The 20,416-nt window shown below is 74.5% G+C and carries 20 protein-coding genes; 10 read left to right on the plus strand and 10 right to left on the minus strand.

Going from position 1 to position 20,416, the window contains the following annotated elements:
* A partial coding sequence (locus ACILRH_RS22735) for a sodium-translocating pyrophosphatase (protein WP_395696359.1) occupies nt 1–2,306 on the minus strand: 2,306 nt, incomplete at its 3' end.
* A 225-nt stretch (nt 2,307–2,531) separates the two neighbouring features.
* The gene (locus tag ACILRH_RS22740) at nt 2,532–2,870 is read right to left on the minus strand and encodes an STAS domain-containing protein (protein ID WP_395696360.1); all 339 of its coding nucleotides are present in this window, start codon (nt 2,868–2,870) and stop codon (nt 2,532–2,534) included.
* A 262-nt stretch (nt 2,871–3,132) separates the two neighbouring features.
* On the opposite strand from ACILRH_RS22740, the gene ACILRH_RS22745 reads away from it, so the two are divergent.
* Nucleotides 3,133–5,448, plus strand: coding sequence for a DEAD/DEAH box helicase (locus ACILRH_RS22745; protein WP_395696407.1), 2,316 nt, complete (start codon nt 3,133–3,135; stop codon nt 5,446–5,448).
* A 65-nt stretch (nt 5,449–5,513) separates the two neighbouring features.
* The gene (locus tag ACILRH_RS22750) at nt 5,514–5,816 is read left to right on the plus strand and encodes a hypothetical protein (protein ID WP_395696361.1); all 303 of its coding nucleotides are present in this window, start codon (nt 5,514–5,516) and stop codon (nt 5,814–5,816) included.
* Nucleotides 5,817–5,823: 7 nt separating this feature from the next.
* On the opposite strand, the gene ACILRH_RS22755 is transcribed toward ACILRH_RS22750, so the two are convergent.
* The 3 genes from ACILRH_RS22755 to ACILRH_RS22765 are packed head-to-tail and all read right to left on the minus strand — an operon-like array spanning nt 5,824 to nt 6,751.
* Nucleotides 5,824–6,192 (minus strand): Rv3654c family TadE-like protein, encoded by a 369-nt coding sequence (locus ACILRH_RS22755; RefSeq protein WP_395696362.1) that lies wholly within the window; start codon nt 6,190–6,192, stop codon nt 5,824–5,826.
* Entirely contained in the window at nt 6,189–6,569 is a 381-nt protein-coding gene (locus ACILRH_RS22760; RefSeq protein WP_395696363.1) for a TadE family type IV pilus minor pilin, read from the minus strand. The genes ACILRH_RS22755 and ACILRH_RS22760 overlap by 4 nt, the downstream gene beginning before the upstream one ends.
* Entirely contained in the window at nt 6,566–6,751 is a 186-nt protein-coding gene (locus tag ACILRH_RS22765; RefSeq protein WP_395696364.1) for a DUF4244 domain-containing protein, read from the minus strand. The genes ACILRH_RS22760 and ACILRH_RS22765 overlap by 4 nt, the downstream gene beginning before the upstream one ends.
* A 218-nt stretch (nt 6,752–6,969) precedes the next feature.
* Here ACILRH_RS22765 and ACILRH_RS22770 point away from each other — a divergent pair, with 218 nt between their 5' ends.
* The gene (locus ACILRH_RS22770; protein ID WP_395696365.1) at nt 6,970–9,276 is read left to right on the plus strand and encodes a glycoside hydrolase family 3 N-terminal domain-containing protein; all 2,307 of its coding nucleotides are present in this window, start codon (nt 6,970–6,972) and stop codon (nt 9,274–9,276) included.
* Here ACILRH_RS22770 and ACILRH_RS22775 read toward each other — a convergent pair.
* From ACILRH_RS22775 to ssd, 4 genes are read right to left on the minus strand one after another with little or no spacing between them, the layout of a single operon-like run.
* Nucleotides 9,253–9,975, minus strand: a complete 723-nt coding sequence (locus ACILRH_RS22775; protein WP_395696366.1) for a type II secretion system F family protein — start codon at nt 9,973–9,975, stop codon at nt 9,253–9,255. The two genes, ACILRH_RS22770 and ACILRH_RS22775, sit on opposite strands and share 24 nt — an antisense overlap.
* Nucleotides 9,972–10,742, minus strand: coding sequence for a type II secretion system F family protein (locus ACILRH_RS22780; protein ID WP_395696367.1), 771 nt, complete (start codon nt 10,740–10,742; stop codon nt 9,972–9,974). Before ACILRH_RS22780 ends, ACILRH_RS22775 begins: the two co-directional genes overlap by 4 nt.
* The gene (locus ACILRH_RS22785; RefSeq protein ID WP_395696368.1) at nt 10,739–11,902 is read right to left on the minus strand and encodes a TadA family conjugal transfer-associated ATPase; all 1,164 of its coding nucleotides are present in this window, start codon (nt 11,900–11,902) and stop codon (nt 10,739–10,741) included. The genes ACILRH_RS22780 and ACILRH_RS22785 overlap by 4 nt, the downstream gene beginning before the upstream one ends.
* A complete protein-coding gene (gene ssd / locus ACILRH_RS22790) occupies nt 11,899–12,957 on the minus strand; it encodes a septum site-determining protein Ssd (RefSeq protein ID WP_395696369.1) in 1,059 nt (352 codons plus the stop codon). Before ssd ends, ACILRH_RS22785 begins: the two co-directional genes overlap by 4 nt.
* Before the next feature lie 120 nt (nt 12,958–13,077).
* Between ssd and ACILRH_RS22795 the strand changes: the two genes are divergently transcribed.
* The gene (locus ACILRH_RS22795) at nt 13,078–13,875 is read left to right on the plus strand and encodes an HAD family hydrolase (protein WP_395696370.1); all 798 of its coding nucleotides are present in this window, start codon (nt 13,078–13,080) and stop codon (nt 13,873–13,875) included.
* A gap of 674 nt (nt 13,876–14,549) precedes the next feature.
* Here ACILRH_RS22795 and ACILRH_RS22800 read toward each other — a convergent pair.
* On the minus strand, nt 14,550–15,272 hold the full coding sequence (locus ACILRH_RS22800) for an oxidoreductase (protein ID WP_395696371.1): 723 nt from the start codon (nt 15,270–15,272) through the stop codon (nt 14,550–14,552).
* Between the two features lie 35 nt (nt 15,273–15,307).
* Here ACILRH_RS22800 and ACILRH_RS22805 point away from each other — a divergent pair, with 35 nt between their 5' ends.
* The 6 genes from ACILRH_RS22805 to ACILRH_RS22830 all read left to right on the plus strand — a co-directional run bounded on the left by ACILRH_RS22805 (nt 15,308) and on the right by ACILRH_RS22830 (nt 20,416).
* Nucleotides 15,308–16,123, plus strand: a complete 816-nt coding sequence (locus ACILRH_RS22805) for a class I SAM-dependent methyltransferase (protein ID WP_395696372.1) — start codon at nt 15,308–15,310, stop codon at nt 16,121–16,123.
* A 27-nt stretch (nt 16,124–16,150) separates the two neighbouring features.
* Nucleotides 16,151–17,263 carry a sensor histidine kinase gene (locus tag ACILRH_RS22810; RefSeq protein ID WP_395696373.1) on the plus strand — a complete coding sequence of 371 codons (1,113 nt, stop codon included), beginning with the start codon at nt 16,151–16,153 and terminating at the stop codon, nt 17,261–17,263.
* Nucleotides 17,260–17,991: a LytR/AlgR family response regulator transcription factor gene (locus ACILRH_RS22815; RefSeq protein WP_395696374.1), complete on the plus strand. Its 732-nt coding sequence runs from the start codon at nt 17,260–17,262 to the stop codon at nt 17,989–17,991. Before ACILRH_RS22810 ends, ACILRH_RS22815 begins: the two co-directional genes overlap by 4 nt.
* Nucleotides 17,988–18,380 (plus strand): hypothetical protein, encoded by a 393-nt coding sequence (locus tag ACILRH_RS22820; RefSeq protein WP_395696375.1) that lies wholly within the window; start codon nt 17,988–17,990, stop codon nt 18,378–18,380. The genes ACILRH_RS22815 and ACILRH_RS22820 overlap by 4 nt, the downstream gene beginning before the upstream one ends.
* Nucleotides 18,377–19,882: a cation acetate symporter gene (locus ACILRH_RS22825; protein WP_395696376.1), complete on the plus strand. Its 1,506-nt coding sequence runs from the start codon at nt 18,377–18,379 to the stop codon at nt 19,880–19,882. Before ACILRH_RS22820 ends, ACILRH_RS22825 begins: the two co-directional genes overlap by 4 nt.
* A 168-nt stretch (nt 19,883–20,050) precedes the next feature.
* Nucleotides 20,051–20,416, plus strand: a complete 366-nt coding sequence (locus ACILRH_RS22830; protein WP_395696377.1) for a DUF485 domain-containing protein — start codon at nt 20,051–20,053, stop codon at nt 20,414–20,416.

Genomic DNA, 20,416 nt, shown 5'->3' on the forward strand with positions numbered 1-20,416 from the left:
GGCGGGGGCGGCGGCGGGGCCTGGCCGACGTCACCCGAGTCGATCGTCACCGGGCGGCGCTTGGAGATGTAGACCGCCACGACGATCCCGAGGAACGCGGCCACGGCGATGACGATCCGCAGCGGGGTGTTGGCGTCCTCGCCCACCGAGAGCTGGACGATCGCCGACACGATCAGCAGCGACACCAGGTTCATCACCTTGAGCAGCGGGTTGATCGCCGGTCCGGCGGTGTCCTTGAACGGGTCGCCGACGGTGTCACCGATGACGGTGGCGTCGTGGGCCGGGGAGCCCTTGCCGCCGTGGTTGCCGTCCTCGACCAGCTTCTTGGCGTTGTCCCAGGCACCACCGGAGTTGGCCAGGAACACCGCCATCAGCGTGCCGGTCGCGATCGCGCCGGCCAGGAAGCCGGCCAGCGGGCCGACCCCGAGTCCGAAGCCGACGGCGATCGGGGCGAGCACGGCCAGCAGGCCAGGCGTCGCGAGCTCGCGCAGCGAGTCCTTCGTCACGATGTCGACGACGCGGCCGTACTCGGGACGACCGGTGCCCTCCATGATCCCGGGGATCTCGCGGAACTGGCGCCGCACCTCGAAGACCACCGCGCCCGCCGCCCGGCCGACGGCGTTGATCGCCAGGCCGGAGAACAGGAACACCGCGGCGGCACCGAGCAGCGCGCCGACCAGGACGTTGGGGAAGGAGATGTCGAAGCTGAACGCCAGCTGGGTGAGCTCGCTGGGCTTCTCGGTCATCCGCACGTCGCGCAGGGACTGCGAGACGCCGTCGACGTACGAGCCGAACAGCGCGCTCGCCGCCAGCACCGCGGTCGCGATCGCGATGCCCTTGGTGATGGCCTTGGTCGTGTTGCCCACCGCGTCGAGCTCGGTGAGGATCTGCGCGCCGGCGGCGTCGACGTCCCCGGACATCTCGGCGATGCCCTGGGCGTTGTCGGACACCGGTCCGAACGTGTCCATCGCGACGATGACGCCGACCGTGGTGAGCAGGCCGCAGCCCGCCAGCGCCACCGCGAACAGCGCGATCGCGACGGAGCCGCCGCCGATGAGGAACGCGCCGAAGACGGCCGCGCCGATCACCAGCGCCGTGTAGACCGCGGACTCGAAGCCGACCGAGAGGCCGGAGAGGATCACCGTGGCCGCACCGGTCAGCGACGTCTGGCCGACGTCCTTGACCGGACGGTGGTCGGTGCCGGTGAAGTAGCCGGTGAGGCTGAGGATGATCGAGGCCAGCACGATGCCGATCACGACCGCCAGCGACGCGATCACACGCGGGTCGGAGTCGGAGGTGACCGAGGAGTTGGCCAGGTCGCCGAAGCTGCCGGGCAGGTAGACGAACGACAGCACGACGCTCGCGACCGCACCGACGGCGGCGGAGATGTAGAACGCCCGGTTGATGGTGGTCAGGCCGTTCTCGCCGGTCTTCGGACGGCAGAGGTAGACGCCGAGCACCGCGGTGAGGGCACCGATGGCCGGGATCAGCAGCGGGAAGACCAGTCCCTTGTCGCCGAAGGCCTGCGAGCCGAGGATCAGCGCCGCGACCAGGGTGACGGCGTACGACTCGAACAGGTCGGCCGCCATGCCGGCGCAGTCGCCCACGTTGTCGCCCACGTTGTCGGCGATGGTCGCCGCGTTGCGCGGGTCGTCCTCGGGGATGTGCTGCTCGACCTTGCCGACCAGGTCGGCACCGACGTCGGCGGCCTTGGTGAAGATGCCGCCGCCGACCCGCATGAACATCGCGAGCAGCGCGGCACCGAAGCCGAAGCCCTCGAGCACGGCCGGGGCGTCGTGCTGGAAGAGCAGCACCACGACGCTGGCGCCGAGCAGGCCCAGACCGACCGTGAGCATCCCGACCATGGCGCCGGTGCGGAAGCCGATCTTCATGGCGGGGTTGCGACCCTCGGCCTGCGCGGCGGCGGCGACCCGGAGGTTGGCGCGCACGGCGAGGTTCATGCCGAGATAGCCCACGGCGGCCGAGAAGCCGGCCCCGACCAGGAAGAAGACCGAGCGGAAGATCCGCACGGTGGTGTCGTCGGCGGGCAGGGCGAGCAGCAGGAAGAACGCCACGGCGGCGAAGATCGCCAAGGTCCGGAACTGCCGCTGCAGGTAGGCGTTCGCGCCTTCCTGCACGGCCTGCGCGATGTTCTTCATGTTGTCGGTGCCCTCACCGGCAGCAAGAACCTCCTGGCGGAACATCGCCGCCATCGCGAGCGCGCCCAGCGCGATCAGTGCGACGACGATGACCAGGACGAGGTTGCCACCGGAGACGTCCACGACTGCGGGAACGATCCCCGTCATGCGGTTCCTCCTGGGAGTGACTGGTGAGCGGGTGAGTGATCCACCTCACGGACGCGCCGGAGTCTACGCATGGTGCACCGCCCACCGACACGGAGGTGTGACCTGACGCACACCGGCGCGTCGGCCGCCGAGCCGGGACGAGAACGGCGACGGGCCCGTCGTCGTACGACGACGGGCCCGGTGGGTCGGGTGACGGCTGGTCGGTGGGTGCTGGTCCGGCGCGGCTCAGCTGCCGGCGAGCGCGGCGTCGGCGGAGTCGTGGATGACGAACACCTTCGCCAGGCCGGTGATCCGGAAGATCTTCAGCAACCGGTCCTGGTTGCAGACCAGCTGGAGCGAGCCGTCGTGGGCGCGGACCTTCTTCAGGCCGCCGACGAGGACGCCGAGACCGGTGGAGTCGAGGAACTCGACCTCCTCCATGTCGATGACGATGTCGTAGACGCCGTCAGCGACCAGCTCGGTGATCTTGTCGCGCAGCTTGGGGGCCGTGTAGACGTCGATCTCGCCCCCGACGGCGACGACGGTCTTGCCGCCCGCCTCGCGCGTCGTCAGAGTCAGGTCCACCTATGTCTCCCGGTGCCGCTGGTCGGTTCCCGGTCCTGCCGCGGCGTCGACCCCGGCATCCGGCCTGCACAATGTAACCACGCTCGCACCGTCGGACGCACACATCGTCGTGCCGACGACCGGGGGGCGAGCCCGGCCCAGGCTACGCCCTCCGCCCCAGGACGCCGGGCGCCCCGCCCCGAGGTCACCCGTGTGGGTGGCGGTCCGCAGCCTGGCCGGCGCCGGTGTCGGCCCCGTCGGCGACAATGCGGAGGTGACCTCGATGCTCGGCTCCCGCTCCCCCGGCGTGGCCGGCGTGGTCGAGCGGCTGGCGGCGGTCCCCGGGCGCGAGGACCGGCTGCGCCACCTCGAGGTGCTCCCGCCCCGGGCGGCCCGGCAGGCCGACTGGCCCGACTGGGCCGACCCCGAGGTCGTGGCCGGGTTCGGCTCCCGCGGCGTGGTCCGGCCCTGGGAGCACCAGGCGGTCGCGGCGGAGGCCGCCCACCACGGTCAGCACGTCGTGATGGCGACCGGCACGGCCTCCGGCAAGAGCCTGGGCTACCAGCTGCCCGCCCTCTCCGAGGTCCGGGCCTCCCGGGGGGTCCGCGGCCAGCGGGGCGCCACCGTGCTCTACCTGGCGCCCACCAAGGCGCTCGCGCAGGACCAGCTGGCCGGCATCACCGCCCTCGGGGTGGACGTCCGGGTCACGACCCACGACGGCGACAGCCCGCGCGAGCAGCGGGACTGGGCGCGCGACCACGCCGAGTACGTCCTCACCAACCCCGACATGCTCCACCGGTCGCTGCTGCCCGGGCACGCCCGCTGGTCGGCGTTCCTCGGGTCGCTGCGCTACGTCGTGGTCGACGAGTGCCACCACTACCGCGGGATCTTCGGCGCCCACGTCGCCCACGTGCTGCGCCGCCTCCGGCGGGTCTGCGCGCTGCACGGCGCGTACCCGACCTTCGTCCTGGCGTCCGCGACCGTGGCCGAGCCGGAGGTGTTCGCGTCCCGGCTCACCGGTCTCGACGTCCTCCCGGTGACCGCCGACGGCTCGCCGCGCGGCGAGGTCTCGCTCGTGCTCTGGGAGCCCCCGTTCACCTCGTTCACCGGCGAGAACGGCGCCCCGGTCCGCCGGGCCGCGTCGTCGGAGACCGCCGACCTCCTCGCGGACCTGGTCGCCGAGGACGTCCGCACGCTCGCGTTCGTCCGGTCGCGCCGGGGCGCCGAGCAGGTCGCGATGACGGCCGCGGACCTGCTGGCCGAGGTGGACCCGTCACTTCCCGCCCGGGTGGCGTCCTACCGGGGCGGCTACCTGCCCGAGGAGCGCCGGGCGATCGAGGAGGCGCTGCGGCGCGGAGAGCTGACCGGGCTGGCCGCCACCAACGCCCTGGAGCTGGGCATCGACATCAGCGGCCTGGACGCCGTCTTGATGGCCGGCTTCCCCGGCACCCGGGCCGCCCTGTGGCAGCAGGTCGGCCGCGCGGGGCGGGGCGCGCAGGACGCGCTCGGGGTGCTCGTGGCGCGGGACGACCCGCTGGACACCTACCTGGTGAGCCACCCCGACGCCCTGCTCGGACGCCCGGTGGAGGCGACCGTCTTCGACCCCTCCAACCCCCACGTGCTCGGTCCGCACCTGTGCGCCGCGGCGCACGAGGCACCGCTCACCGAGGCCGACCTGCCGCTGTTCGGTCCGACCGCGCCGGACGTGCTCGACGCGCTGACCGCCGGCGGACTGCTGCGCCGCCGCCCGCGCGGCTGGTTCTGGACCGACCGTCGCAGGGCCAGCGACCTCGCGGACATCCGGTCGACCGGCGGCGCGCCGGTGCAGCTGGTCGAGGCCGGGACCGGGCGGGTGGTGGGCACGGTCGACGCGTCCAGCGCCCACGGCACCGCCCACGCCGGCGCGGTCTACGTCCATCGCGGCGAGACCTGGCTGGTCCGGTCGCTCGACCTCGACGAGCACGTCGCGGAGATCGAGCGCACCGACCCCGGCTACTCGACGTCGGCGCGCGAGGTGACCGACATCGCGATCGTGCGCGAGCGCGAGCACGCCGACTGGGGCGGGTGCCGGCTCTCGTTCGGCGATGTCGACGTGTCGCACCAGGTCGTGTCGTTCCTCAAGCGCCGCCAGCCGGGCGGCGAGGTCCTCGGCGAGGAGCCGCTCGACCTGCCCGTCCGCTCGCTGCGCACCGCGGCAGTGTGGTGGACGGTGCCCGACGACGCGCTCGCCGAGGGCGGGCTCACGGCCCACGACCTGCCGGGGGCGGCGCATGCCGCCGAGCACTGCTCCATCGGGCTGCTGCCGCTCTTCGCGACCTGCGACCGGTGGGACATCGGCGGCGTCTCGACCGCGGTCCACCCCGACACCGGCCGGCTGACCGTCTTCGTCCACGACGGCCACCCCGGGGGTGCCGGCTTCGCCGAGCGCGGGTTCCGCGCGGCCCGGGAGTGGCTGACCGCGACCCGCGACACCATCGTGTCCTGCGGCTGCGACGAGGGCTGCCCGTCGTGCATCCAGTCACCCAAGTGCGGCAACCAGAACAACCCGCTCGACAAGGCGGGGGCCGCCCGACTCCTCGACGTCCTCCTCGACGGGTAGCCGACCAGGTGGAGCGTCGGGGGCGGCGCTTCCCCCCGCCGCGGTCCACGCCCTACCCTCCGACCATGGTCGTCCTCGGTCTGATCCTCATGGCGCTCGGCGCGATCGCGATCGTGGCCGCGCTCTTCACCGCACACGGCACCGTCGAGCTGCTCGGCACCGACATCAGCGCGACGGCGATGTTCTTCGTCGGCCTCGGCGCCGGCCTCGCGATCCTCTGGGGGTTCGGGTTCTCCAAATGGGGCACCAAGCGGACCCTGCGTCAGCGCCGCGAGAGCAAGCGCCTGGGCGAGCTGTCGGAGAAGCTGGAGCAGCGGGAGGCCGAGCAGCGCGACGGCGACGCCGACCGGGACGACCGCTCGGTCTGAGCAGCGGTCAGGCCGGGCCGGCCCGGGCCTCGGCGGAGAGGTCCGCGACCTGACCCAGCCAGTGCGGACCCGGCACGGTCACGTCGACGACGACGTCGCGACCCTCGAGGGCGCACCCGGTCAGCAGGGCTCCGTTGGCTCCCGCGATCGTCCCGGCCGCTGTGCACGCGTCGCGACCGGACCCGACGGCGTCCGCCGCCGCGAGCGCCGCGAGGTCGGCCGCTGACTGCGCCGAGCGGTGGGCGTGGACCATCGCCGCGACCACACCGAGCGCCGCTCCCACCAGCAGGAGCACCCCGAGGCAGGAGATCGCGAACAGGGTCGCCGAGCCACGCTCGGGGCCGCCGCCCGGGCGGGGCCGCCCGCAGGTCCTCACGGCGCCTGCTCCTCCGTCGCCGCGACCGCCTCGGCGGACACGGTCACCCCCGGGAGCCGACCGAACAGGCCGCCTGGGCCCGCCACCTGGCCCACGACGACGGCGGTGACCTGGCCACCGTCGTCGTGGACGCTGATCCGGCTCCCCGGTGGCGCGACCTGACGGCCGCGGGCGACCGCCTCCCCGGCTGCGTCACCGCGGGCGACCGCCCGGGCCGTCTCGCGCGCCGCGTCCACCGCCCGCACCTGGGCCGACCCCACGGCGAGCAGCCAGACCAGCCCGATGGTCACCGCCACGAGGAGCGGGAGCACCATGACGAGCTCGGCCGTCGCGGCCCCCCGCTCCTCGGGCGGCGGCTGCCCGTCGGGCTGGGTCATCCGATGCCCAGCAGGCCGAGCACGTGGTCGAACAGGGTCTTGAGCAGCTGGTCGCCGAAGCCTCCGGTGAGCAGCTTGTAGAGCAGCCCGGCGAGGCCGGCGCCGGCGGCCGTGCCGACGGCGTACTCGGCGGTGGTGATGCCCCGCTGGTCGCGGCGGACGGGGACGAGGTGAAGGGTCATGGAGCGCTCCGTTTCCCGGTCGCGGGTGCGACCGACCCGGCCACCCTGCGCGACCGCGCGGACGTCCCGCCCGGAGTCCGCCCACCGCTGTGGAGTGGCCGGTCGGCACGGGGCACGGTGCACGGTGACCGGGCCGGACGGCGACCGCGAATCCGCGTCCGCCCACCGTGGCGCGGCCCTAGGCTGCGGCACGGATCGCCGACAGGGAGGTGGCCGGCATGGACGGCAGCACCAACGACACGAGCGGGAGCGGAGCGGGAGCGGCGGACCCCGCGGAGCTCGCGCTGCTGGTGACCGGCGCCGACTTCTGGTCGACGGCGGCGGCACCGTCGCTCGGGATCGAGCCGGTCGTCCTCACCGACGGACCGCACGGCGTGCGCCGGCAGCAGGACTCCGCCGACCACCTCGGCATCTTCGACTCCCTGCCCGCGACCTGCTTCCCGACCGCCGCGAGCGCCGGCGCCTCGTGGAACCCCGACCTGGTCCGGGAGGTCGGTGTCGCGCTCGGGGGCGAGGCCCGGTGGCACGGGGTCGACGTGCTGCTCGGCCCAGGGCTCAACGTCAAGCGGATCCCCACCTGCGGCCGCAACTTCGAGTACTTCTCCGAGGACCCGCGGCTCAGCGGGGACCTCGCCGCCGCCCAGGTGGTCGGCGTGCAGTCGACCGGGACCGCGGCGTGCCTGAAGCACTTCGCGGCCAACAACCAGGAGACCGACCGGATGGCCGTCAGCGCCGAGGTCGACGAGCGGACCCTGCGCGAGATCTACCTGGCCGGCTTCGAGCGGGCCGTCACGCTCGGGCGGCCACGGGTGGTGATGACGGCCTACAACGCGGTCAACGGTGTCCACTGCTCCCAGCACCGCTGGCTCCTCACCGACGTGCTGCGCGGCGAGTGGGGGTTCGACGGGCTCGTGGTCTCCGACTGGGGCGGCGTGCCCGACCCCGTCGCGGCCGTCGAGGCCGGGCTCGACCTGGAGATGCCGCACAACGCCGCCACCGCGGCGCGGATCGGCACCGCGGTGGCCGAGGGCCGGCTGTCCCTCGGCTCGCTGCAGCGAGCCGTGGGCCGGATCGCCGCCCTCAGCCGTGCGGCCGCCGCCGCGCCGGAGGCCCTCGAGCCGGACTGGTCGGCCCACCACGAGCTCGCGCGGCGCGTGGCGGTCGAGGGTGCCGTGCTCCTCACCAACGACGGCGCCCTCCCCCTCGCCCGCGCCGGTGGCACGGTGCTGGTCGTGGGCGACCTGGTCGCCCAGCCGCCCCTGCAGGGTGGTGGCAGCTCGCGGGTCGTGCCGACGCGCGAGGAGGACCTCCTGACCGAGGTCCGCCGCGCCGCCGGGGAGCGGCAGGTCACCTGGGTGCGGGGCTACGACCGCGCCCAGGACGCGGCAGACCCGGCGCTGGTGGACGAGGCGGTGGGAGCCGCCGCGACGGCGACCGACGTGGTGGTCGTGCTGGGCCTCCCCGACGCGGACACCGAGGGCACCGACCGCACCGGCATCGACCTCCCTGCGGGGCAGCTGGCCGTCGTCGAGGCGCTCGCCGCGGCCGGGCACCGGCCGGTCGTCTGCCTGTTCAACGGCGGCATCGTGGCCACGGCCGCGCTCGACGGTCCGGCGGCGGCGCTGCTGGAGATGTGGCTGCCGGGGCAGGCCGGTCCGGCGGCCTGCGCGGACCTGCTGTTCGGACTCGACGACCCCCGCGGCCGGCTCCCCGAGACCGTCCCCGTCCGTCTCGCCGACCACCCGGCGTACCTCAATCTCACCGGGGACGGGGAGCGGGTGCTCTACGGCGAGCGCCTCTACGTCGGCTACCGCGGGTACGACGCCCTGGACCGCGAGGTGGCACACCCCTTCGGCCACGGGCTGGGCTACACGACCTTCGCCTACTCCGACCTGGTCGTCGAGGTGCCCGACCCGACCCGCGCGGAGGCCACGGTGCGCTGCACCGTCACCAACACCGGTGACCGCGTGGGGTCCGAGGTCGCCCAGCTCTACCTGCGGCCGCAGGACCCCCGGGTGGACCGGCCGGCGCAGGAGCTCCGCGGCTACCGCAAGGTGCGCCTGGAGCCCGGACGATCCGCCGAGGTCGTCCTGGAGCTCGAGGAGCGCGACTTCGCCGCGTGGGAGTCCCGCCACCGGGACTGGGTGGTGCGCCCCGGCGCCTACGACGTGGTCGTCGGCGCCTCGTCGCGCGATCCGCGCCTGATGGACACGCTGGTGCTCGAGATGCCGGACCGTGCCGACCTGCTCGACCTCGAGTCGCCGGTCGGAGCGTGGCTTGACCACCCGCTCGGCTCCGAGGTGCTCCTGCAGCTGGTCACCGACCGCGCCCGGTCCGCCGGGATCGACGCCCCGGACGAGTCCCTGCTGCGTCTCGCCGGCTCGATGCCACTGCGGGCCCTGCTCGCGATGGCGTCGGTCGAGCTGGACCCCGAGGAGGAGCACGACCTCGTCGAACGCACCCGCTCGCCGGTGCCACCACCGGGCGCCGCACCGCCACCCTCACCCACCGAGGTCGAGGGCTGAGAGCAGGGCGACCACCAGGGGCACGATCCCGACCAGGACGAAGGCGGGCAGCAGGCACAGACCGAGCGGCAGGGCGGCCTTGACCCCGACCGCTCGCGCCCGCTCCTCGGTCTCGGCCCGACCCGCCTCGGCGAGCTCGTCGGCCAGCCGCTCGACGGTCGCCACCACCGGGGCACCGGACGCCTGGGCCCGGGCCAGGGCGCGCCCGAGCCGGCCGAGCTCGGGGTCCGCGGCGAGCCCCTCCCAGACCTGTCCCGGGTCGAGGCCGATCGCCAGGCGGGCCGCGACGGCGCCGAGCCGGTCGGCCGCAGCACCGGGCAGCGCCGCCACCACGACCGCGACCCCCTCTGCGGGCGCGGACCCGGCGCGCAGGGTGGCCGCGAACAGCTCGACGACGTGCGGGAGGTCGCGGCGCACCTCCGCCCGGCGACGACGGACCCCGGCGGGCTCGGCCCGGCCGATCGTCGCCCAGACGACGGCCGACACACCGACGGCGGCGACGGGAGCGACCCCACCCTCCAGGAACAGGAACGCCCCCAGGCCCGCCAGGGCGCTCCACAGCAGCCGGTGGCGGTGCAGCCAGCCTGCCGCCGGCGGCGGCACCGACGCCGCGACGGTCGGACGATCGATCAGGGCGGGCCGGACCGGGACGGCGAGGGCCGCCGCCGCGGCGGCGCACAGGACCGGGAGCCAGGTCATGACCGGGCCTCGACCTCGGCCGCGATGGCCTCGATCCACCAGAGCCCGGCGAGCCCGAAGGTGATGCCGCCGGCGAGGCAGGCCAGCCCGCCCGGCGTGCGCAGCAGGAACCCCCACGGGTCGCCCCCGGCACCGGACCCCATCAGCAGGGCGAGCACCGGCAGGCCCGCCACCAGGCGGGCCGTCGCGCGCGCCGAGGCGAGCTCGCCCTCCACGAGGCGCCGGGTCGCGGCTGCGGCGCGCAGGCCCGACGCCACCCGTTCCACGGCCGACGAGAGACCCTGTCCGGTCCGGTGGGCGACCTGCCACGCCGCCGCGACCACCCGGAGGTCCGCGGCCCCGGAGAGGTCGGCGCCCACCGCGCGCCAGGCGTCCGGCACGTCGGCCCCCACCCGGAACGCCTCCGCCACCGGCGCCAGCGCACGCCAGTCCGCGGCGGCCCGGTCCAGCGCGACGCCGGGCGGCCGGCCCGCCGCGAGCTCGCCGGCGAGCAGCTCGCAGGTCTCCAGGACCCGGAGCGCGACCCCAGCCGCCTCCTGCCGGGCCCGGCGGCGACGCCACAGGGCCAGCCCGCCCAGGGCACCGGCGCCGAGCACGGCCACGAGCGCCCCGAAGCGCGGCACCACCGCTGCGACGGTGACGGCGGCTGGCACGACCAGCAGGAGCGGACGTGGTGAGGACGGCGCGGACAGCCGCGCCGGCGGCCGTCCCCACAGCCACACGGCCGCCGCGGCGCACAGCGCGGACAGGGCGGACAGGGCGGTCACCGGTCGAGCCGCCGCGCGAGCGCACCGGCGCCGGGCCCGGGCACCGCGGCGCCCCGAGCGTCGACGTCGATCGCGGAGGCCATCACCACCAGGCCGTCGGCGCCCCGGCCCGGCACGGCGACCTGGCGCAGCCGGCGGACGCCGTCGTCGCCCCGGGTCAGGCGGAGCACGACGTCGACGGCCGAGGCGAGCTGGCTGTGCGCCGCCTCCCGACCGAGGCCGGCCGCGAGGGCCAGCGCCTCGACCCGGGCCGGCACATCGAGCGCCGAGTTCGCGTGCAGGGTCCCGCAGCCGCCCTCGTGGCCGGTGTTGAGGGCGGCCAGCAGGTCGACCACCTCGGCGCCGCGCACCTCACCGACGACCAGCCGGTCCGGGCGCATCCGCAGCGCCTGCCGGACCAGCGTCCGGACGTCGACGCCCCCCGCCCCCTCGATGTTCGGCGGCCGGCCCTCCAGTGCGACCACGTGCGGGTGGTCGGGACGCAGCTCGCTCGCGTCCTCGACCAGGACCAGCCGCTCCTCCGGGGCGACCCGGGACAACAGCGCCGCGAGCAGCGTCGTCTTGCCGGTGCCGGTCCCCCCGGAGACCAGGAACGCCAGGCGAGCGGCGACCACCGCCTCCACGACCGGCGCGATGTCCGCGGTCAGCATCCCCGCCGCCACCAGCTCGGGCACCGAGAACATCCGCGCCCGCGGCACGCGGAGCGAGATGACGGTGCCCGGACGGGCGAGCGGCGCGAGGACCGCGTGGAACCGGGTGCCGTCGGGCAGGCGCAGGTCCGCGTACGGTGTCGCGTCGTCCAGGCGGCGGCCGGCCAGGGCGGCCAGGCGCTGCGCGAGCCGCCGCACCGCCTCCTCGCCCGGGAAGCGCACGGACGTCAGCTCCAGACCCGCCCCCCGATCGAGGTAGACCCGGTCGGCGCCGTTGACCAGGACGTCGGTCACTCCCGGGGTGCGCAGCAGCGGCTCCAGCGGGCCCGCGCCCACGACGTCGCGGCGCAGCATCTCGTAGACGGCGAGCACCGCCGCGTCTCCCACCGGCCGGCCGCTCTCGCGCAGCGCCTCCGCCACCCGGTGCGGCGTGAGCTCACCGGGGCTGCGCGCCAACCGGTCCCGCACCGCCTCGAGGTCGTCCACCATCACGCCGGCGTCGATGCTCATGCGGCCTCCGCCTGCAGCAGCGTCAGCTGGTCGAGGACCTCGGCGGCGGCCCGACCCAGCGCCCCACGACGGGAGCGGACCGGGCCCAGGCCGAGGTCGATGGCCTCACCCAGTCCACGCTGGTCGGCCATCCGGGCGAGCACCGGCACCCCGGTGGCGCGAGCGACGGCCGTGGTGTCCACACCACTGCCCCGCACGACCAGGCGGACCCGCGACGCGTCGCCGAGCCGGGCGCAGGTCCGTGCCGCGGAGGCGACACCCGCCACGGTCGGCACGACGACGACCAGCAGCCGGTCGCACCGGGCCGCGACCTCGTCGACCACCGGGTCCGAGGTGCGCGGCAGGTCCACCACCACCACCTCGTGGCCGCGCCGCGCGGCGGAGAGCACCTCGCGGACGGCGAAGGCCTGCAGCGAGCCGGTCCGGCCCGCGCGCCAGGTGAGCACCGCGAGGGCGTCGCGGCGGGGCAGCGCCTCGCGCAGGGCCCGGGCGCTCAACCGGCCGGTGGCGTCGCACAGACCGTCCCAGCGGACGCCGTCGCGACCCTCGAGACCCAGGACCCGGTCGACACCGGGACCGAGTGGGTCGGCGTCCACGACCACGGCCCGCCGGTGCCGGCCGGCCACCTGCCCGAGCGCGCACGCGAACGTCGTCGCGCCGGCGCCGCCGCTGCCACCGAGGACGCCGAGCAGCAGTCCCTCCCTGGCCGGACCGTCCCCACCGTCCGCGAGGTCGGTGAGCAGCTCGGTCAACCAGCCCTCGGACCGGGGCAGCTGGGCGACGCTCTCGGCGCCCACCGCCATCGCCACGCGGAACATCTGGTCGGGCACCGCGCCCCACGCGACGACGTACACCCGTCGACGGCGGGCCGGTGAGAGCCGAGCGAGGTCCTCGGCGACGTCGGCCCCGACGAGCACGACCGGGGCCGCGGGCCAGCCGCGGAGCGCGGCCCCTCCGTCGGGCGCCACGTCCGGGGTCACGCCGGCTGCCGCCGCGAGTCGGAGCAGCTCGTCGAGCAGAGCCTGGTCACGGGTGATGAGGAGTGGTGCAGTCATGGCGAGCATGCTCCCCACGGGTCCGGACATCCGCAGCGCGGACCGAGTGCCCTTGTGGGCAAGGGGGTCCGGAGCGTCGCTGTGGAGGGCAACTGGCCTGCGGGCGCCTACCATGGACCCATGGCGCACCGGCCGACAGCGGCCTTCTTCGACCTCGACAAGACGGTCATCGCGAAGTCGAGCACGCTCGCGTTCAGCAAGCCGTTCCAGGCGGGCGGCCTGATCTCGCGGCGCGCCGTGCTGCGGTCGGCGTACGCCCAGTTCGTCTACCTCGTCGGCGGTGCCGACCACGACCAGATGGAGAAGATGCGGCAGTTCATGTCGCAGCTGTGCGCCGGCTGGGACGTCGCCACCGTGCGGGAGATCGTCGCCGACACCCTCCACAACGTCGTCGACCCGCTCGTGTACGACGAGGCCGTCTCGCTCATCGAGGAGCACCACCTCGCCGGCCGTGACGTCGTCATCGTGTCGGCGTCCGGGGCCGAGGTGGTCGAGCCGATCGCGGAGATGCTCGGCGCCGACCACGTGATCGCGACCCGCATGGAGATCGAGGACGGCCGCTACACCGGCGGCATCGAGTACTACGCCTATGCGGAGGAGAAGGCCCGCGCCATCGAGGAGCTCGCCGCGCTGCGTGGCTACGTGCTCGAGGACAGCTACGGCTACAGCGACTCGGTGACCGACGTCCCGATGCTCGAGTCCGTCGGCCACGCGTACGCCGTCAACCCGGACAAGGAGCTGCGCCGGACCGCGACGGAGCGGGGCTGGCCGGTCCTGGTGTTCACCCGGCCGGTCGCGCTGCGCGCCCGGGTGCCGCTGCCGCCCGCGGGTCCGACGCTGGCCGCGATCGCGGTGGGTGGCGTGGTGGCCGTCGGTGGGGTGCTGTGGGCCAGCCGGCGGCGCCGGCTCGACGCCTGACGGCCCCGGACCGATCGCTCCCGCGCCCGAAATGTCAACCCTTGAAGGTGCGGCGGAACAGGCGTAGACAGGACTCAGAACTCAACAGCAGCACGTGAGCCGGGTACCCACGCGGCGATCTACCCTTCCTACAGGGCGCTTGCCGAGCCGGGAGAATCCCGCGGCAGTAGTTGATGATGCACGCCTGGTAGCCCACGGACTCACGTGTCAGCGACGGCACCCGGACCAACGACTCGACACGCCGGGTGCCGTTCGCATGTCCGAGCGCAGCGAGGCCGCGACGAAGGAGCGGGCTCGCGTCGTGCGAGGAGGTTGAGGAGCGCCCGCGACCGAAGAAGGAGGTCGCGACGGCGCGTCTCGGAACCCGGCGAGACGGAAGGCGACCTGGGTGCGGTCAGCCCGCGTCCTCACGACCCCCAGGTTCATCAAGGGATGCAGGCGAAACCGCACCTCCCACGGCATGCCCACCACGGGAAGTGCAGGCTCACCAACAGACCATGATGAAGCTGCGGCGGCACGGCACCACGGACGAGCACGGCGTCGACCCAGCCCACCCGTCCCAGGTTCATCAAGGGATGCAGACGAACCCACACCTCCCACGCCATGCCCACCACGGGAAGTGCAGGCTCACCAACAGACCGTGATGAAACTGCGACCCACCGGCGGCCACAGCCCTACCCGGCCCGCCGCACCGGGCTCGCCTCGGCGCCGGCGGCGTAGGCCTCGGCCGCGTAGAGCAGCCAGGCGTGCACGCCGGCCGCCCCACCCTCGGCGTACCCGCGCAGGTTGGACTCGTACGCCGGGCGCAGCGCGAGGTGGCCGGCCTCGGGGACGGTGAGCGACTTCTCGTCGACGCCGCGGGCGACGAGGACCAGCCGCTCGGCGGCCCGCGCGACGATGCCGTTGTGGGAGGCGAACGCGGCCGCCGTCGCCAGCTCGGCGTGCACCACCGCGGCTACGAGGAGGGCGGGCACGTCGGCCGAGCCGGTCAGTAGCTCGCCCACGCCGCGCAGGCGCTGCGCGGCGGAGGCATCCCGCGGCCGGCCACGCTGCGGCTCGGGCAGGTCGGCCGCGGCGAGCACGTGGATCCGGGCCAGCGCCTGCAGGGGCGTTCGGGACAGGGTGGGGGCGAGGCCGAGCAGCTCGGTCGAGACCCGGACGGCGTCCTGCGCCACCTCGTCACAGGATCCCGATCGCACCTCCTCGAGCGTCGAGACCGACCCCTCGAGGACACCGCTCGCGTGCGCCCCCAGCAGGAGCGACTCGGCGGTCGTCTCGGGTGAGGTGCGGCGCAGTCCCCGGTCGCGCAGGAGGGCGTCGATGCCGTCGCGGGCGGCGGCGTACGCCGACGGCACGCCCTCGAGGGACGCCAGGCGGGACAACGGGTCTGGGCTCACGGGATCCCACCGTATCGGCGGGTACGGTGACCTCGATGACCGATCCCTCCCGCTCCTTCGGCAGCGTGGCCGACGCCTACGACCGGGCCCGGCCGACCTACCCCCGCGAGGCCGCGGCCTGGCTGACCGGCGACCAGCCCACGACGGTGCTGGAGCTCGGAGCCGGCACCGGCAAGCTCACCGAGGTGCTCGTGGGTCTGGGGCACGACGTGCACGCCACCGATCCCGACGAGCAGATGCTCGCCCGGCTGCACGAGCGGTTGCCCGACGTGCGCACGTCGGTCTGCGGCGCCGAGGAGGTCCCGGCGGCCGACGCGTCGTACGACGTCGTGGTGGCCGCGCAGGCGTTCCACTGGTTCGACCACGACCGCGCCCTCCCGGAGATCGCGCGGGTGCTCAAGCCAGGCGGCCGCCTGGCCCTCGTCTGGAACTGGCGGGACGAGAAGATCCCCTGGGTGCGGCGGCTCGGGACGATCATCGGTCGTCAGGAGCAGCAGGAGTCCGAGTCGCCGCTGGTGGCCTCCTCGCACTTCGGCTTCGTGGAGGAGCAGGCGTTCCGGCACTGGCAGGCCGTCGACCGGGTGTCGATCCAGGAGCTGGTGCTGTCGCGGTCCAACGTCGCGGTGCTCGACGAGCCGGACCGCGCGGCCAAGCTGGCCGAGGTCCTCGCCTTCTACGACGACTACGGCCGCGGCATGGACGGAATGCAGCTGCCCTATCTCGCCCGCTGCTACCGGGCGACCGTGCTGGACCGTCCGGAGCCGACGCCTGCGGACCACGCGACCACCGCGGAGGAGCCGGTGTCCGACGACGGCTCGGACGCCGACGTCCTGCTGATCGACTTCCGCTGAGCCGCCCGCCGGGCCACGATGTCCCGCATGACGCGGCCCTGGCGACGCCGGCACCTCGGCACGGAGGCCGACCGGACGACCTTCCGGACGCTCCACAGCGCGTCGCTGGCGTCCCCCGCGCTGCGGACCGGCCTCAACCCGGTCAGTGCCCTGCGCAGCATCCGCCACCTGCACGACCTGCTCGGCACGCCCGCGCTGGCCCTGACCGACACCGCCGCGCTGCTCGCCTGGCACGGCGACGGTCAGCACCACGAGGAGCAGACGGCCAAGCTCGCCGTCGCGACCGTGGAGAGCGGCACCACCCGCGTGTTCGACCGGGCGGACCTGCCGTGCGACGTCACCGGGTGCGACCTGCGCACCGCCATCGCCAGCCCCCTCGTCGTGGACGAGCGCGTCGTCGGCACTCTGCAGATCTTCACGTCCTACACCTCGGCCGGCCTCGTCCGTGCCGCGGACGAGGTGGCCCTGTGGGTCAGCGGACAGCTCGAGCTCGCCGAGCTCGACGCCAGCCGGACCCGGCTGATGGAGGCGGAGGTGCGTGCCCTGCGCGCCCAGATCAGCCCGCACTTCATCTACAACGCGCTCGGGGCGATCGCGAGCTTCGTGCGCACCGACCCCGACCGGGCGCGCGACCTGCTGCTGGAGTTCGCCGACTTCACCCGCTACTCCTTCCGGCGCCACGGCGAGTTCACGACGCTGGCGGAGGAGCTGCGGTCGGTGGAGCAGTACCTCCTGCTCGAGCAGGCGCGGTTCGGCGACCGGCTGCGCGTGACACTGCGGATCGCGCCCGAGGTGCTGCCGGTCGCCGTACCGTTCCTCTGCGTGCAGCCGCTCGTCGAGAACGCCGTCCGGCACGGTCTGGAGGGCGCCGAGGGCGGTCACATCCAGATCATCGCCCGCGACCGCGGCCAGGAGTGCGTCATCGAGGTCGAGGACGACGGGTCCGGCGAGGATCCCGAGATCGTGCGTCGCGCGCTCGCCGGCGACCCGACCCTGGACTCGATCGGCCTCGGCAACGTGGACGCCCGCCTGCGCAACGCGTACGGCGACGACTTCGGGCTGGTGGTCGAGACGAACACGGGGGCCGGCACCAAGGTGGTCGTCCGGGTGCCCAAGTTCGCGCCGGGGGTCCGCGCATGACGGCGTCGCCGCCGCTGCGCGTCCTCCTCGTGGACGACGAGCGACCGGCCCTCGACGAGCTGGCGTTCCTGCTCTCCCAGGACCCTCGGGTCGGTGACGTGCTCACCAGCGACTCCGCGACGGACGGCCTGCGGATCCTCCAGGAGGCCGACGTCGACGTGGTCTTCCTCGACGTGCAGATGCCGGGACTGACGGGCATCGAGCTGGCCCAGGTGCTGTCCCGGTTCAAGCAGCCGCCGCGGTTCGTCTTCGTGACCGCGCACGAGGGCCACGCGGTCGATGCCTTCGACGTGCACGCCGTCGACTACGTCCTCAAGCCGGTGCGTGCCGAACGGCTCGCCGAGGCAGTACGACGCGCGGTCGGCGCCGAGCCGCTGCCGACCCGCGACACCGAGGTGGCGGTCGAGCGGGGCGGCGTGACCCGCTTCATCAGCCGCGCGGACATCACCCACGTCGAGGCCCAGGGCGACTACGCCCGGCTGCACACCGCGGCCGACTCCTACCTCGTCCGGTCCCCGCTCGCGACGCTCGAGGCGGAGTGGGCCGACGCGGGGTTCGTCCGGATCCACCGGTCCCTGCTGGTGTCGCTGGCCCACGTCCGCGAGGTCCGGATGGACGGTGGCCGCTGCACGGTGATGGTCGGCCCGGCTCCGGTCGAGCTGGTCGTCAGCCGCCGGCACACCCGCGAGCTGCGCGACCTGCTGCTGCGCCACCGGACGGCCCCATGACGCAGGAGGGCGCCGGCAAGCCGCCCGAGCGCGTGCGCGTCACCGGCCCGCCGCGGCGTCGTACGCCGGTGGCCCGGTCCGCCGACCTGGACCCCGGCACCCGAGTCGGCGGCGTCTTCCTCGGCTCGCTACTGCGCGAGCAGCTGCGGCTCGCGGCCGTCGTCGTCGTGGTGCTGGTGCTGCTCGTCGGCTCGCTGCCGCTGCTGTTCCACGTGGCACCGGGCCTCGCGTCCCGGCAGCTCCTCGGCCTGCCGGTGCCGTGGCTCCTGCTGGCCGTCGGGGTCTACCCGGTCCTGCTCGGACTCGGCTGGGCGTTCGTCCGGCGCGCCGAGCGCAACGAGCGCGACTTCGCCGACCTCCTCGCCGACCACGACGGGGGCGACGCATGAACGCCGCACCCGGCATCGTCGCGGTGACGCTGGTGACGGTCGCGACCCTGGTCATCGGCTCGTGGGGGCTGCGGCTGTCTCGCACCACCAGCGACTTCTTCGTCGCCTCCCGCACGGTGCGCCCCGGGCTCAACGCCAGCGCCATCGGCGGCGAGTACCTCTCGGCGGCGTCGTTCCTCGGCGTCGCCGGGCTGGTGCTGACCTTCGGCGCCGACATGCTCTGGTACCCCGTCGGCTGGACGGCCGGCTACCTCGTCCTGCTCGTCCTGGTCGCCGCGCCGTTGCGACGCTCGGGCGCCTACACGCTGCCGGATTTCGCCGAGGCCCGGCTCGGCTCTCCCGGGGTCCGAGCCGTGTGCTCGCTCATGGTCGTCACGATCGGCTGGATCTACCTGCTCCCCCAGTTCCAGGGCGCCGGCATCACGCTGCGCTCGACGACCGGAGCCCCGACCTGGGTGGGGCCGGTGCTGATCGGCGTGGTCGTCCTCGCCAACGTCACCTCCGGTGGCATGCGCAGCATCACCTTCGTCCAGGCGTTCCAGTACTGGCTGAAGCTCACCGCGCTGCTGGTCCCCGCCATGGTGCTGCTCGCGGTCTGGTCGGGCGACGGCCGGCCGGCCGTCCCGGGCGGCGAGGAGTGGTCGGCGCCGCTCGCCACCGGCGGCGGTGAGGGCCTCTACCTGACGTACTCGCTCATCGTGGCCACCTTCCTCGGCACGATGGGGCTGCCGCACGTGGTGGTGCGCTACTACACCAACCCGGACGGCCGCGCGGCTCGCCGGACGACCCTCGTGGTGATCGTGCTGCTCGGCGTCTTCTACCTCATCCCGCCCGTGTACGGCGCCCTCGGGCGCATCTACGCCCCGCAGCTGGCGGCGACCGGCCGCTCGGACACGGTGGTGCTGGAGCTGCCCCGCCTGATGGTCGGCGGACCGCTGGGCGAGGTCCTGACCGGGCTGGTGGCCGCGGGAGCGTTCGCCGCGTTCCTGTCGACCTCCTCGGGGCTCGCGATCGCGGTCGCCGGCGTGCTCGGCCAGGACCTGATCGGGCGGGTCCCGGGCGGTCGCCGGCTCGGCGGGGTCCCGGCGTTCCGGGTGGCGGCCGTGGTCGCGGTGACCGTCCCGTGCCTGGTCGCGCTCGCCGCACCGGACGTCGGGGTGGCCCGGACGGTGGGGCTCGCGTTCGCCATGGCCGCATCGACCTTCTGCCCGCTCCTGCTGCTCGGCATCTGGTGGCGACGGCTGACCGACGTCGGTGCGGTCGCCGGGATGCTGGTCGGCGGCGTCGCGTGCGGGGTCGCGATCGGGTGGACCCTCGCGACTCCCGATCCGACCGGCTGGCTCGACACCCTGATGGCTCAGCCCGCGGCCTGGACGGTGCCGCTGGCGCTCGGAGTGATGGTGGCGACCTCCCTGGCGACCGCCGCCCGCGTCCCGCGCGGCGCAGCGAGGTTCCTCGTCCGGCTGCACGCGCCGGAGGACCTCGACCTCGGCCGCGGCTGACCAGCGGACGAACCTCCCCCGCAACGACCGTTCGTCGCGCCCACCCGACCATTGGGCGACGCAGAGCCGCCGTCCGCCGATCGCCGCCGGCGTACGTCTCGGCGCGCCCGGCTCCCGCTCCTACGGTGACGCCCATCACATCGGCACATCGGCAGGAAGAGGACCACCGTGACCCATCCCAGCCACACCCACGCGTCGCGGCGTGACCCGGTCTACGACCGGCTGGCCGCCGAACCGGACTTCGTCGAGCTGCGACGGCGCTACCGCGGGTTCGTCTTCCCCGCCACGGTCGCGTTCCTGACCTGGTACATGCTCTACGTCGTCATGTCGAACTGGGCGCCCGGCTTCATGAGCAAGGACGTCGTCGGCAACGTCAACGTCGCCCTGGTCTTCGGGCTCCTGCAGTTCGTGACGACCTTCTTCCTGGCCTGGCTCTACAGCCGCTTCTCGACCAACCGCCTGGACCCGCTGGCCCGGTCGCTGAACGACGAGTACGAGGCCGCGCTCGCCGACGAGGACGGACGGAAGCACTGA

The organism is Nocardioides sp. (genome assembly GCF_044226765.1).
Lineage (GTDB): Bacteria > Actinomycetota > Actinomycetes > Propionibacteriales > Nocardioidaceae > Nocardioides.